A 13642-nucleotide genomic window follows, 5' to 3' on the forward strand; every position below is an offset into this window, starting at 1 on the left:
TGCCAGATGGTGGTGCATCCGGGGCAGATGCGGCATGTCCTGGACCGGGCGTTCAAGACCGCGCTGACCATGCGCGGGGTGGCCACGGTGATCATTCCGGAGGACATCCAGGAGTCGCAGGCCGTGCCGTCGCCGCCGAAGGTGCACGGCTCGGTCTTCTCCAGCGTCGGCTGGAGCCGGCCACGCGTGCTTCCCAATCCCGACGAGCTCCGCAGGGCCGCCGACATCCTCAACGAGGGCACCAAGGTCGCCATGCTCATCGGACAGGGGGCGGCCAAGGCGCAGGAGGAGGTCACCGAGGTGGCGGAACTGCTCGGCGCGGGTGTGGCCAAGGCGTTGCTCGGGCGGGAGGTGCTGCCGGACGATCTGCCGTTCGTGACCGGGCCGATCGGTCTGCTGGGCAGCAAGGCGAGCGACAACATGATGCAGGGCTGCGACACGCTGCTGATGGTCGGCACGAGTTTCCCCTATGCGGAGTGGCTGCCGGACGAGGGGCAGGCGCGGGGGGTGGAGATCGACATCGACGGCCGCATGATCGGCATCCGCTATCCCATGGACGCCCACCTCGTCGGCGACGCCAAGGAAACCCTGCGGGCACTGATCCCGATGCTGCACCGCAAGGAGGACCGCAGCTGGCGCAAGCAGATCGAGAAGGACGTCCGCGAGTGGAACGACCTGTGCGACCGGTGGTCGAGCCAGCACTTCGGAGACACCATCAACCCCCAGGCTGTGGCGGCCGAACTGTCGCCGCGTCTGCCGGAGGGGTGCATTCTGACGGCTGATTCGGGTTCGGGGACGAACTGGTGGGCGCGGCATCTGAAGTTGCGGCAGGGGATGCGGGCGTCGTTGTCGGGGACGCTGGCGACGATGGGGCCGGGTACGCCGTATGCGATCGCGGCGCGGTTCGCCCATCCGGACCGGCCGGTGATCGCGTTCGTGGGGGACGGGGCGTTCCAGATGAACGGCATGAACGAGATGATCACGGTCAAGCGGTATCTGGACCGGTTGTCGGGGAGGGCGCCGTTCGTGTTCTGTGTGTTCAACAACCAGGATCTGAACCAGGTGACCTGGGAGCAGCGGGCGATGGCCGGTGATCCGAAGTATCCGGGTTCGCAGGCGATCCCGGACGTGCCGTACGCGGCGTTCGCGGAGCTGCTGGGTTTGAAGGGCATCATCTGCGACCGGCCGAAGAAGATCGGTTCGGCCTGGGACGAGGCCCTGTCCTCCGGGACGCCGGTGGTGCTGGAGTTCAAGGTGGACCAGGAGATCGCGCCGATCCCGCCCCACATCACGACCGCCCAGGGCAAGAAGGCCGCCAAGGCGATGCTGCACGATCCCGAGAGGGCGGGGATCATCGCCAAGGGCGTACGGCAGAAGCTGACCGAGTACGCCGAGCACCTCCCCGGCCGGGGGCACAAGTGAGCCCGGCCGGGCGACCCGGCGGCGGAGCGGGCCACCGCGCGGAAGACCGCCAGGTGGTCGTGGTCACCGGCGCGAGCGCGGGCGTCGGCCGGGCGACGGCCCGCGCGTTCGCCGCGCGCGGGGCCTCGGTGGCGCTGCTCGCGCGCGGCCAGCAGGGGCTGGAACAGGCCGCCCACGACGTGCGGTCGGCCGGCGGGCAGGCGCTGCCGCTGGTGGTCGACGTCGCCCAGGCCGACGCGGTGGACGCCGCCGCACAGCGGGTGGAGGAGGAGCTCGGCCCCATCGACGTATGGGTCAACGCCGCCTTCACCACCGTCTTCTCGCCCGCCTCCGAGGTCCGGCCGGAGGAGCTGAAGCGGGCCACCGAGGTGACGTACTTCGGCTTCGTCCACGGCACCCAGGCCGCCCTGCGGCGCATGCTGCCGCGCGACTGCGGCACCGTCGTCCAGGTCGGCTCGGCCCTCGCGTACCGCAGCGTGCCGCTGCAGGCCGTGTACTGCGGCGCCAAGGCGGCCATCCGCGGGTACACCGACGCCCTGCGCTGCGAGCTGCTGCACGACGGCAGCCACGTCCGGGTGACCACGGCCCACCTGCCGGGCGTCAACACGCCCCAGTTCGGCTGGGTCCTCACCCGGCTGCCCCACCGACCCCGGCCGGTGGCCCCGGTCTACCAGCCCGAGGTCGCCGCGGCGGGCATCCTCCACGCGGCCGACCATCCCGAGCGCCGGGAGTACTGGATCGGCGGCTCCACGGTCGGCACGCTGCTCGCGCAGAGGATCGCCCCCGCGCTGCTCGACCGGTACCTGGCCCGGACCGGATACGACTCCCAGCAGACGGACGAGCCCGTGGACCCGTCCCGTCCGGTCAACCTCTGGAAGCCGGTCGACGAGGCGCACGGCGCCGACCACGGCGCGCACGGTGCCTTCGACGGCGAGGCCCACGCCCGCAGCCTCCAGCTCTGGCTCTCCCGCCACCGGCGCCCGCTGGCGTTCGGTGCGGCGGGAGCGGCAGCCGCCGCGGGCGTGGCGGCGACGCTCAACCCGGCCCGCACCGGAACCAGCCCCTGGACCAGGACCCGGACAGCCCTGCCCGACCACCACTGAACCTTGCCGCCCACGCCGTTCCGGCCACGACGGCGGACGCCGATGCTCCCCCCGGCCCCGCGACCGGGACGTTTCGGGGAGGGGCACCGAGAGCCATCGTCCTCGCACCGCCCCACGCCGCGGGACGCGTCGGGAGGCGGCGCCGCCGTCTCGGCACCCCCGGGAAGCCGCGGTGACGTCCGTCGGCCCTCGCGCGGCGCGGCTCCGGGCGGCGCCGCCGGGGGGCGTCCCACGCCGTCCGGCCCCGTCGGGGGACGTGCGGGGAAGCGCGGGTACTCGGCCGGCGAAGAGACCTCACCCGAGGACCTGAGGAGATGACTCGGATGCGCTTCGTCGGACTGCTCCTCCTGGCCGGGGCCGCCGCGTTCACCGGACTGGTGATCGCCGACAACATGCTCGGCGGCCCCTCGTACACCGTGTCCGTGCTGGGCAACGACATCGCCACGATGAACACCCTCGCGATCTTCAGCGCGGGTCTCGCCCTGGCGCTCATCTTCTGTCTGGGCCTCGCCCTCGTGGCGACCAGCGGCCACCACGGCCCCCGGCACCTGAACCGGCGCGGCCCCCGGGACACGACCACGCTCGGCGGCATGCCGGGCGGCGGCACCCGGGCCTGAGACGGCCCTCCGCCCCGGTCCCGGCGGCCGTTCGCCGCGGGCGGCGCCGGGACCCTCGTGTGCCGCATCGAACGCGGGACCCACGGCAGGCCCGGCCGGCGGCCGCACGCCCGACACCGGTTCCGTGCCGGAAGCGGCGCAGGTGAGAGCGCTCCCGACGCAGGCGTTCCCGCTCCCTCCGGGGAAGCTACGCTGTTGCCGTCCCCGAGAGGAGCGTTTCTTGTCCGACCAGACCGCCGCGCCCCGCCCCACCCTGGAAGCCGTCGCCGAACGGGCCGGGGTGTCCCGGGCCACCGTCTCCCGGGTCGTCAACGGGGGCAGCGGGGTGCGCGAAGCCCTGGTCGAGAAGGTCCGCAGGGCCGTGGACGAGCTGGGCTACGTACCGAACCAGGCCGCCCGGACCCTGGTCACCCGGCGCACCGGAGCGGTCGCCGTCATCGTCGCCGAGCCGGAGACCAAGGTCTTCGCCAACCCGTTCTTCGCCGAGCAACTGCTCGGCATCAGCCGCGAACTGACCGCCCACGACCTGCAACTCGTCCTGCTGCTCGTGGAGGGCAACGCGGACTACGACCGCGTGGGCCGCTACCTCGCCGGCGGCCACGTGGACGGCGCCCTGCTGTTCTCCCTGCACAACGAGGACCCGCTGCCCGCCATCACCGGTCGCATCGGGATCCCGACCGTCTTCGGCGGCCGCCCCGGCTGGCGCGGTGCACAGGGCGACCGCAGCATCCTCTACGTCGACTCCGACAACCGCGGCGGCGCCCGCGAGGCCGTCCGCCACCTGCTGTCCCTGGGGCGCTCGCGCATCGCGACGATCACCGGCCCGATGGACCAGACGGCCTCCGTCGACCGGCTCGACGGCTTCCACGACCTGCTCATGGACGCCGACCGGAGGCTCGTCGTAGAAGGCGATTTCACCGAGGTGGGCGGCGCCCGCGCCATGGCCGAGCTGCTGGCGCGGGTCCCGGACCTGGACGCCGTCTTCGTCGCCTCCGACCTCATGGCCGCGGGCGCCCTGCGCCTCCTGCGCGAGCGCGGGCGCAGGGTGCCGGAGGACGTCGCGGTCGTCGGCTTCGACGACGTGGCCTCGGTGGCCGAGCTGACCGACCCGCCGCTGACCACGGTCCGTCAGGAGATCGAGGAGATGGGCCGGCTGATGGTACGGCTCCTCGTGCGCGACCTCGACCAGCGGGCCAAGGGGAGCAGCTCGGACCGCCCCCTGACCTCCCTGGTCATACCCACCCGGCTGATCCGCCGGGCCACCGCCTGACCGGCGTTCAGCACCCGCCCAGCGGGTTGGCGCACGCGGCGGCCATCAGGTACCAGGCGGTGGCGCCGGTGTGCCGGTACGGGTAGTAGCCGAAGCCGAAACCGGTGTCGAGCGGGCTGCTGGCCGACACCACGCCCGACTGCTCGGGAAGCGCCCTGCCGCCGATGGTCTGCCCCTGGCCGAGCTTGTCCTGGGCCTGCTCCAGCGAGGCGAGGAGGCGGGCCGCGCGCCGGGCGTCGCCGGGTGCGCGGCGCTCGCGCAGGGCCAGGGCGAGGTGGGCGGTGCCCTCGAACCACACGCCGTTGCGGTCCGGCCTGGGCTGGGACGGCGCGATGGGCGCGTCCTCGTTCGCCGTCAGGGACGCCGAGCTGAAGGTGACGCCCTCGTACGACTGCCCGGCCGGCACCGTGCTGTTGGTCCGGTCCGCGGTGTCCAGCACCTTCAGGTGGGCCGAGGCCCAGTCGAGCGAGCCGGCGTGGCGGCGCTCGCGCAGGGCCAGGTAGCTCCAGGTCTGGGTGTCCTCCGGCACGGCGGAGGTGTTGACGGTGACGCCGTCGTTGGTGCCGGTGTAGAAGAAGCCGCCGGAGGCCTCCCACATCCGGTGCACGAACGCCACGGCACGGTCGCGCCGCTCCAGCCAGACCCGCTCGTCGGTCAGGCGCGCGAGCCGCCCGAAGAGAGAGGTCAGGTCGATGTTGTGCTCGGTGGCGGTGAAGGGCAGCTTGGTGTTGCCACCGTCGACGCCGAACTTGTAGCCGCCCAGGGGCTCGTCGGTGCGGGCGTTGGTCTCGATCCACTCGCCGATGCGGACGGCGCCGGTCAGGAAGCGGTCCGCGCCGGTACGGGCGGCGAGGGCGGCCAGGGCGATGCCCGCCCACGCCATGTCCCCGACGGCCGTACCGGTGAAGCCGAACTGGGTGCCGACGTTCACCGTGCCGTCCGGGCGGACGAACCCGTCCGGCTGCGGCGAGCCGTCGTAGAAGACGTACGGGCCGACGTTGTACGCCTGGCGCAGCCGGCCGTCGTCGTACTGCGGGTCGTGTGCCTGCGCGTACAGCAGTGCGTCGCCGAGTGCCACGGCTCTGGCCCGCGCTGCGCGGCCGGGGCTTGCGAGGTAGGCGAGGACCGCGAGGGCGTTGTCGTAGGTGAAGGCAGTGCTGAACAGGCCCGCCTGGTCGGCGTAGCTCTGGGCCAGGCGGGTCGTCCCGTGCTCGGGATAGCCGTCCATGGCCGCGTCCAGGAAGGCGTAACCGCGCGCGCCGGCACCGCCCTTGACACCGCCGGCCGCGAGGGCCGGGCCCGCGCCGGCCAGGGACAGCACCGCGGTGGCCGCACCGGCGCCGATCAGTGTCCGCCGCGAGACGCGGTTCTCGTGATGACGTGCCGAACCGGACATGGAGCCCCTCCCAGGGTGCTGTCACCGTGAGCGTGAGAACGCTCTCAAGAGGGCCCACATTGTGCTGTCCGCAGGCGGACCGGTCAAGGAAGGAGAGCGGCAAGGGATCGGTGGCGGAGTCGGTGATCGCGTACCAAGTGAGGCCTCACCACGGCTGATTGAGTCGGCCGACCCCACGGAGCCCGGACATCTGACTCCGGCTCGGCTCATCTTCACCATCTGAACGTTTTGTGTTTTTGGGAGCGCTCTCAGCACGCACTGTTGACGTCGTCCGAGCCGAGGGATCACAGTGGCTCAAACCTTTCGGGAGGCCCCTCCAGTTCCGGCAGCCGCGTCGCCGGTCTCCCGTCCGAGCCGCCCTCGCGGAGGTCATCCCTTGACGCCCCCAACGCCCTCTGCCCGCCGCACCCACGCCCGGCCCTCGCGAGCCGTGCCTGCCCCGCGACGGCCTGCGCCGGCACCTTCGTACGTCGACGACGCGCCGTACGACTCGGTGAACGCCTCCCGGCTCGACGCGGCCACCTGGGTGGCCGTCCGCAGCTCCGGCGCCGGCGCCACGGGCACCAACGGCAGCGACGGCAAGGCGGGCTGAGCGCCGCACGATGCGGTGCCCGGCCGCGCACGCACGGGGAGAAGGACGTGTTCCACCACACACCGCATCCGCGCGCACCCCACCAGGGGCGCCGGGCCGACCTGTCGCTGTCGGACGAGGCACTGTCCGCGGTCCTGAGAGAACCCTCGGGGCAGACGTCGCACCAGCGGGCCACCGAGGAGCTGCTGGCCCGCCACTGGCAACCGGTCTTCGACTACGCCCAGGTGTGCACGGTGTCCTCGCACACCGCGGGCATCCTCGCCACCGCCGTCTTCACGCAGGTCTTCGCCGCCTCGCTCCGCCGGGCCGGGCCGAGGGCCGCCTGGCGCCCCGGCCTGCTGGCCGCCGTCCGCGACACCGCCGCCCAGTGGGCCGCGGACCCCGGACGGCAGGCCGCGGTCGGCCCCGCCTTCCGCGCGCCGCAGGGGTGGTCCGGGGTCCCGGTGGCCGTCCCCGAACACCGCCGCATCGCCCACCGGGCCTTCCAGCGGCTGCCCGAACCCGCGCGCTGCCTGCTGTGGCACAGCGACGTCGAGGCCGAGGGGCCTCAGGTGGCCGCCACCCTCCTCGGCGTCGACCCGGCCACGGCGGCGGCCCAGCTGGAGACCTCCCGCACCCAGTTCCGGGAGGCGTGCGTCGTGGCGCACCGCGAGCTGGCCGTCCAGGAGACGTGCCGCTGCTTCACCCGGCTGCTGGACGTCAGCGTCCACCGTGGCGGCACGCATCTCGTGCCCGACCTCCAGCGTCACCTCACCGGCTGTGCCCACTGCCGCCACGCCGCGGACCAGCTCGACCACACCGGCGACCGGCGGGGCGTCCTGATCGCCGAGGCCGTCCTCGTCCCGGGCGCCCGGGCCTACCTGGACTCCCGGCCCGCCAGGCGCATCGCCGTACGGCAGAGCATTCGCGTCGTGGGTACGGGCGAAGGGGACCGGTCGAACCGGTTCGAGGGACGGTAGCACCGGCGAAATCCCCCAGCAACACCTCGCACAGCAGGAGAATCGGGGCTGTGCGAGGTGTTGACAGCTTCCCGGACGGCTTCCTAACTTCACTCTACGCGAACCGGTTCGACAACCGGGCAGCACCTCTTCCCCACTCTCGGCACAGACACGACCGGGCCGGTACGCTCACCCCGAGCGCCGAACCGGTTCGAGCAAGGAGTCCCCGTGAACATCGGTGAGATCGCCCGGCGGGCCGGTGTCTCACGGAGCACCGTGTCGTACGCGCTGAGCGGCAAGCGTCCCGTCTCGGAGGACACCCGCCGGAAGATCCAGCAGGTCATCGACGAGCTGGGCTACCGGCCCAACGCCAGCGCCCGTGCCCTGGCCAACGGCCGGACCAGCACCATCGGGCTGGTCTTCCCGCCGGCCGGCAACCACTACACCGGGATGCAGCTGGACTTCATCGGCAGCGTGGTGGAGGCCGCCGCGGCCCACGACTACGACGTGCTGCTGTCACCCAGCGGCGTGGACAGCGACCGCTCCTTCCAGCGGCTGCTGGGGGAGCGGCGGGTCGACGGCGCGATCCTGATGGAGATCAGGCTGGAGGACGACCGGGTCGATCACCTGGCCGCCCTGGACTTCCCTGCCGTCGCCATCGGCCGCACCGCCCGTCCCGAGGGCGGCTGGTGGGTCGGCCTGGACCACACCGCGCTCGCGGCGGCGTGCGTCCACCACCTCGCGGACCTCGGCCACCGCAGGATCGCCTTCGTCAACCGCCCCGAGCAGCTCCTGCGCGCCGGGTACGAGTCGGCGCAGCGGGGACTGGACGGCTTCACCAAGGCCGCCGCCGAGCGCGGGCTGACCGTGCGGACGTACTGCTGCGGGGACGACGCCGCCTCCGGCCAGGCATGCCTGGAGCAGATCCTGCACGACGACCCGGCCACCACGGCCCTGGTCACGCTGAACGAGGCCGCCCTGGGCGGCCTCTACCGGGGGCTCGCCCAGGCGGGCCGCCATGTGCCGCGCGACTTCTCCGTCACCGGCGTCGTGGCCGGCCGCTGGGCGGAGACGGTGACCCCGCAGCTCACCGCGGCGGACGTACCGGCCGAGGAGATGGGCCGGCGCGCCGTCGACCTGCTCGTCGAACGGCTCGACCACCCCGAGGCACCACCCCGGCACCATCTGCTCACCCCCCCGATCTCCCTGCGGGCCAGCACCGCACCGGCCACCGGCACACCCTCCGCCGACGGCCACCGCTCCTGACCCCAGGACCCCGGCACCCCCGCACCACTTCCCGCACCTCTCCGCACTGAGCACCCGCCCCTGCCTTCGGCGTGCCCGCAGCACCCCGCTCGGAGCACCCGCACCCCTTCGGCGTGCCCGCTCGCCTCCCCGTCACCCTCCCACGGCACCCCTGTGCCCGGAACGAAGGATCCGCCATGCAGAGTTCCGCCGGACGGCGCCTCGCCGCCGTCGCCGTGTCGACCGTCGTCGCCCTCGCCGGCACCGCCTGCTCCGGCTCGGGCAGCACCGACGCCAACGGCGCGGACAGCGGCACGTACACCGTCTGGGACCCGTACCCGCAGTTCGACAAGGGCTCGGACTGGGCCAAGTTGCTGGACGCCTGCGGCAAGGACGCCGGGGTGAAGGTCAAGCGGACGGCGTTCGACACGAGCGACCTGACGAACAAGGCACTGCTCGCCGCGCAGCAGGGCAACTCCCCGGACGTGATGATCGTCGACAACCCCGTGGTGTCGACCCTGGCGGAGGCCGGGGTTCTCACCACGACCGAGGACAACAAGATCGACACCTCGAAGGTGGACCCCAACCTGCTCGCGGCCGGCCAGGTGGGCGGCACGACGTACGGCACGCCGATCGGCGCCAACACCCTCGCCCTCTACTACAACAAGAAGGTCCTCAAGGCCGCCGGCGTGGACGTCTCCTCGGTCAAGGACTGGGCGTCGCTGACGGCGGCGCTGGCGAAGGTCGAGCAGGCGGGCAAGAAGGGCATCACCTTCTCCGCGATCGGCACCGAGGAGGGCAGCTTCCAGTTCCTGCCCTGGTTCTGGGGCTCCGGCGCGAAGCTGACGCAGCTCGACTCCTCCGAGGGTGTCTCCGCGCTCTCCCTGTGGGCCGGCTGGCTGAAGAAGGGCTACGCCCCGAACTCGGTGCTCAACAACACCCAGACCACGAGCTGGCAGGAGTTCGCGAGCGGCGACTACGCGTTCGCCGAGAACGGCACCTGGCAGCTCGCAGGCGCCCGCAAGGACGGCCTCGACTACGGCGTCCTGCCCGTCCCCGCAGCCGGCTCAGGCACCGCGGCGGCCCCGACGGGCGGCGAGTTCGTCACCGTACCGGTGCAGAAGGACACCGGCCGCTACGCCACCACGCAGAAGCTGGTGTCCTGCGTCAGCAGCGACAAGAACCTGTACCTCACCGACCGGACGCTCTCCTACGTCGCGCCCACCCGGGCCGTGCAGAAGCAGCAGGTGGCCGCCGACGCCGGCCTGAAGCCCTGGGTGGCGGCCGTGCGGTCGGCCAAGGGCCGCACCAGTGACAACCTCGGCACCAAGTACCCCAAGATCTCCGAGCAGATGTGGAAGGCCGTGCAGTCCGCGCTCAGCGGAGCGCAGTCGCCCAAGGACGCGCTCGCCGCGGCCCAGGCCGCGGTCAAGTAGGCACGGTCGGGAGCCAGTCGATGAACCGCACCGCGCCCCTGCCGGACGCCCGGGCCCCGCGCGAGCGGAACGGGGCGGCCCACGCCGCCCCGCCCCCGCCCCGCACCGCCGCCCGACGGCGCCGGCGGACCTCACCGCAGTGGGCCGCCTGGGGCTTCCTCACCCCGGTCACCCTCTACCTCGTCCTCTTCTACGCCTGTCCCCTGTACCGCAACATCGACCTGTCCCTGCGCAACTACACCGTCCGCTCCTTCGTCCAGGGCGACGCGCCGTTCACCGGCCTGCAGAACTACCGGACCGTCCTCGACGACCCCACCTTCGCTCCGGCACTGCTGCACACCGTCGTGTTCACCGCCGTCTCGCTGGTCTTCCAGTACGCCATCGGGCTGGCCCTCGCCGTCTTCTTCAACCGCAGCTTCCGGCTCTCGGCCACGCTGCGCGCCCTGTTCCTGGTGCCCTGGCTGCTGCCGCTGATCGTGTCCGCCTCCACCTGGTCGTGGATGCTGAGCAGCGAGTCCGGCCTGGTCAACGCCGTCCTGCACGCGCTGGGCATCGGGCCCGTCAACTGGCTGACCTCACCGTCCTGGTCGCTGGCGTCGGTGACCCTCGCCAACATCTGGATCGGCGTCCCGTTCAACCTGGTCGTCCTCCACAGCGGCCTGCAGTCGATCCCGCGCAGCCTGTACGAGGCCGCCGCCCTCGACGGGGCGAACGCCTGGCAGCAGTTCCGGCGGATCACCTTCCCGCTGCTGCGCCCGGTGTCCGCCATCACCCTGCTGCTCGGGCTCGTCTACACGCTCAAGGTCTTCGACATCATCTGGATCATGACCAAGGGCGGCCCGGCCGGCTCCTCCACCACCTTCGCCACGTGGTCCTACCAGCTCGGCTTCGGCAACCTGCTGCCCGCCTTCGGCCCCGGCGCGGCCGTCGGCAACCTGCTCGTCGCAGCCGCTCTGGTCTTCGGCCTGATCCACGTCAGGATCCAGCGGAAGCAGGCACTGTCATGAACCCCAGGCACGGACGCGGGCGTACGGGATGGAGGACGGCCGTCGGCCTGCTGCTGACCGCGGTCATGCTCTTCCCGGTGTACTGGATGATCAACGTGTCCCTGACCCGCGAGCAGGACATGCGCAAGACCCCGCCGGACTGGTTCCCGGTCCACCCCACCCTGGCCGGCTACCGATCGGTGCTCGACCAGCAACTGCCCTACCTCGGCACCAGCCTGGTCATCGGCCTGGGCACGGTCGCCCTGACCGTCGCCCTGTCCGCACCCGCCGGCTACGCGCTGGCCAAGCTGCGCCCCCGCGGCGGCGGCATACTCAACTTCCTGTTGCTCGCGGCCCAGATGATCCCCGGCATCATCATGGCGATGGGCTTCTACGCCATCTACCTCCAGCTCGGCCTCCTCCAGTCCGTGCCCGGCCTGATCGTCGCCGACTCCACCCTCTCCGTCCCGTTCGGCGTGCTCATCTGCACCGCGTTCATGTCCGGGATACCGGGTGAGCTGCTCCAGGCGGCGAGGACCGACGGCGCCGGCTCGCTGCGCACCTTCTGGTCCATCGTGCTGCCGATGAGCCGCAACGCCGTCGTCACGGTGTCCCTGTTCGCGTTCCTGTGGTCCTGGTCCGACTTCGTCTTCGCCGGCACCCTCGCGAACGGCGGCCCCCACGAGCCGATCACCCTCGGCATCTACCACTACATCGGCAACAACAACCAGGAGTGGAACGCCATCATGGCCACCGCCGTCGTCGCCTCCCTCCCGGCAGCGGTGATCCTCGTCCTCGCCCAGCGCTACGTCGCCGCCGGCGTGACCGCCGGCGCCGTCAAGGACTGAGTCCGGCCGCCGCGCGCCGTCCACCGCCTCCCTCCGTTGCAGAAACGAGTACCGCTTCATGACCGCCGCCTCCGGCCCGGCCTTCTCCGTGCGCGAGATACCGTTCAGCACCCACGGGTCCTGGTTCGGCATCAGCCCCGTGATCGCCGAGAAGACCGTCGCCGACGACCTCCACCTCGTCTCCCACCAGAACGGCATGCACCCCGTCCTGCGGTTCACCCCGCTGGCCGGCGGCGCCCGCGCCGAGACGGCCGTACAGGCCACACCCGCGCTGCTGAGCTGGCTGCTGCCCGGCGGGGGACGGATCGACGTCGCCTACGCCGCACCGGACACCGTGCGCCTGCGCGGCAGCGGTGCCGCCCTGCGCATCGCCGCCGCGGCCGGCACCCTGACGCCGTTCAGCGGCACCTACTTCTACGCCGACCCCGTCGACGGCTCGTACGTGTTCACCTCCTACGAGACCGGGCGCCGCTACCGCGTCACCGTGCTGACCGGCACCGCGGAGGTCACCGGCAGCCAGGACCTGGGCACCGCCGAACGCGCCGTGACGCTCGCCGGCGAGTGGTGGGAGGCGGCCGTCGAGGAACTGGACAGCGCCCGCCGCCCCTACACTTCCCCGCTCACCTTCGGCGAGGTCACAGCCGCCGCCCGCACCGCGTTCGGCGCCTTCGCCGACGCGGTGGCCCCCTGGCGCTCGCCCGGCACCCCGGCCGCCGAACTCGCCGTCTACGTCCTGTGGTCCGCGACGGTGCGGCCGGCGGGTCTGGTCACCCGCCCCGCCGTGCTGATGTCCAAGCACTGGATGGACAAGGTGTGGAGCTGGGACCACTGCTTCAACGCCCTGGCCCTCGCGCCGGGAGCACCCGCACTGGCCTGGGACCAGTTCGCCCTCCCCTTCGACCACCAGGACGAGAGCGGGGCGCTGCCCGACTCGGTCACCCACTCCGAGGTCCTGCGCAACTTCGTCAAACCCCCCATCCACGGCTGGGCCCTCGGCCGGCTGCGCCGCCGCCTCCCCGAACCCCCCGGCCGCGCCGAACTCGCCGAGACCTACCGCCGACTGGAACGCTGGACGGACTTCTGGCTCACCGCGCGCCGCGCCCCCGGCGCCGCTCTGCCCCACTACCAGCACGGCAACGACAGCGGCTGGGACAACGCCACCACCTTCGACCCCGAACGCGTCGCCGTCACCGCCGACCTGGCCTCCTTCCTCGTCCTCCAGCTGCACGAACTGGCCGACCTGGCCCGGGAGTTGGATCGACCGGGCGACGCCGTCCGGTGGATACGCACCGCACGGGAGATCAAGGCCGCGCTGCTCGACCAGCTCTGGACCGGCGAACGGTTCGTCGTCCGGGGAGCCCGCAGCGGGGACACCTGGAGCAGCGCCGGGCTCCTCGACCTGATGCCCATCGCGCTCGGCGAACACCTGCCCGCCGAGACGAGCAGCGCCCTGGCCGACCGCATCAAGGCCCACCTGACTCCGTACGGCCTGGCCACCGAGCTGACCACCTCCCCGCACTATCTCGCCGACGGATACTGGCGCGGCCCGATCTGGGCTCCCGTCACCGTCCTGATCGAGGACGGCCTGCGTCGCGCCGGCCACCACCGCCTCGCCGACGACATCAGCGCCCGCTTCCGCGCCCTGTGCGAGACCCACGGCTTCGCCGAGAACTTCGACGCCCTGACCGGCACAGGCCTGCGCGACCGCGCCTACACCTGGACCGCCGCCGCCTACCTCCTGCTCGCCGAAGCGCACGCACACCGTGACGGCCACTGAGCTGCCGTCCCC

Annotated in this window: 12 protein-coding genes; 11 read left to right on the forward strand and 1 reads right to left on the reverse strand. The window is 72.4% G+C overall.

Translation table 11 applies throughout. The features are described from left to right. The 4 genes from ACZ404_RS36345 to ACZ404_RS36360 all read left to right on the forward strand — a co-directional run. Nucleotides 1-1422: thiamine pyrophosphate-dependent enzyme (locus ACZ404_RS36345; RefSeq protein ID WP_468447589.1), on the forward strand; the 1422-nt coding region annotated here is incomplete at its 5' end. Next, nucleotides 1419-2525: an SDR family oxidoreductase gene (locus ACZ404_RS36350; protein ID WP_468447591.1), complete on the forward strand. Its 1107-nt coding sequence runs from the start codon at nucleotides 1419-1421 to the stop codon at nucleotides 2523-2525. The genes ACZ404_RS36345 and ACZ404_RS36350, both read left to right, overlap by 4 nt. A gap of 323 nt (nucleotides 2526-2848) precedes the next feature. Beyond that, complete coding sequence (locus tag ACZ404_RS36355; RefSeq protein WP_468447593.1) at nucleotides 2849-3142, forward strand: hypothetical protein; 294 nt, start codon at nucleotides 2849-2851, stop codon at nucleotides 3140-3142. A 220-nt stretch (nucleotides 3143-3362) separates the two neighbouring features. Beyond that, nucleotides 3363-4412, forward strand: a complete 1050-nt coding sequence (locus tag ACZ404_RS36360) for a LacI family DNA-binding transcriptional regulator (protein WP_468447595.1) — start codon at nucleotides 3363-3365, stop codon at nucleotides 4410-4412. 7 nt (nucleotides 4413-4419) lie between these two features. Here ACZ404_RS36360 and ACZ404_RS36365 read toward each other — a convergent pair whose 3' ends face one another. Continuing rightward, complete coding sequence (locus tag ACZ404_RS36365; RefSeq protein WP_468447597.1) at nucleotides 4420-5808, reverse strand: Tat pathway signal sequence domain protein; 1389 nt, start codon at nucleotides 5806-5808, stop codon at nucleotides 4420-4422. A gap of 430 nt (nucleotides 5809-6238) precedes the next feature. Here ACZ404_RS36365 and ACZ404_RS36370 point away from each other — a divergent pair, with 430 nt between their 5' ends. From ACZ404_RS36370 to ACZ404_RS36400, 7 genes are all read left to right on the forward strand, one after another. After that, nucleotides 6239-6400: a hypothetical protein gene (locus ACZ404_RS36370; RefSeq protein WP_468447599.1), complete on the forward strand. Its 162-nt coding sequence runs from the start codon at nucleotides 6239-6241 to the stop codon at nucleotides 6398-6400. 47 nt (nucleotides 6401-6447) lie between these two features. Further along, nucleotides 6448-7359: an RNA polymerase sigma factor gene (locus ACZ404_RS36375; RefSeq protein WP_468447601.1), complete on the forward strand. Its 912-nt coding sequence runs from the start codon at nucleotides 6448-6450 to the stop codon at nucleotides 7357-7359. A gap of 207 nt (nucleotides 7360-7566) precedes the next feature. After that, complete coding sequence (locus tag ACZ404_RS36380) at nucleotides 7567-8604, forward strand: LacI family DNA-binding transcriptional regulator (RefSeq protein WP_468447603.1); 1038 nt, start codon at nucleotides 7567-7569, stop codon at nucleotides 8602-8604. 176 nt (nucleotides 8605-8780) lie between these two features. Next, the gene (locus tag ACZ404_RS36385) at nucleotides 8781-10019 is read left to right on the forward strand and encodes a sugar ABC transporter substrate-binding protein (protein ID WP_468447605.1); all 1239 of its coding nucleotides are present in this window, start codon (nucleotides 8781-8783) and stop codon (nucleotides 10017-10019) included. 20 nt (nucleotides 10020-10039) lie between these two features. Next, nucleotides 10040-11026 (forward strand): carbohydrate ABC transporter permease, encoded by a 987-nt coding sequence (locus ACZ404_RS36390; RefSeq protein WP_468447607.1) that lies wholly within the window; start codon nucleotides 10040-10042, stop codon nucleotides 11024-11026. Further along, the gene (locus tag ACZ404_RS36395) at nucleotides 11023-11853 is read left to right on the forward strand and encodes a carbohydrate ABC transporter permease (RefSeq protein WP_468447609.1); all 831 of its coding nucleotides are present in this window, start codon (nucleotides 11023-11025) and stop codon (nucleotides 11851-11853) included. Before ACZ404_RS36390 ends, ACZ404_RS36395 begins: the two co-directional genes overlap by 4 nt. 58 nt (nucleotides 11854-11911) lie before the next feature. Next, a complete protein-coding gene (locus tag ACZ404_RS36400) occupies nucleotides 11912-13630 on the forward strand; it encodes an amylo-alpha-1,6-glucosidase (RefSeq protein ID WP_468447611.1) in 1719 nt (572 codons plus the stop codon). The last annotated feature ends 12 nt before the right edge of the window (nucleotides 13631-13642 follow it).

The sequence above is a fragment of the Streptomyces sp. NPDC030798 genome (assembly GCF_055572275.1).

Coding starts and splice junctions, on each gene's coding strand:
- ACZ404_RS36390 (WP_468447607.1), top strand. CDS start 10,040: ATGAACCGCACCGCGCCCCTGCCGGACGCCCGGGCCCCGCGCGAGCGG.
- ACZ404_RS36395 (WP_468447609.1), top strand. CDS start 11,023: ATGAACCCCAGGCACGGACGCGGGCGTACGGGATGGAGGACGGCCGTC.
- ACZ404_RS36355 (WP_468447593.1), top strand. CDS start 2,849: ATGCGCTTCGTCGGACTGCTCCTCCTGGCCGGGGCCGCCGCGTTCACC.
- ACZ404_RS36385 (WP_468447605.1), top strand. CDS start 8,781: ATGCAGAGTTCCGCCGGACGGCGCCTCGCCGCCGTCGCCGTGTCGACC.
- ACZ404_RS36365 (WP_468447597.1), bottom strand. CDS start 5,808: ATGTCCGGTTCGGCACGTCATCACGAGAACCGCGTCTCGCGGCGGACA.
- ACZ404_RS36400 (WP_468447611.1), top strand. CDS start 11,912: ATGACCGCCGCCTCCGGCCCGGCCTTCTCCGTGCGCGAGATACCGTTC.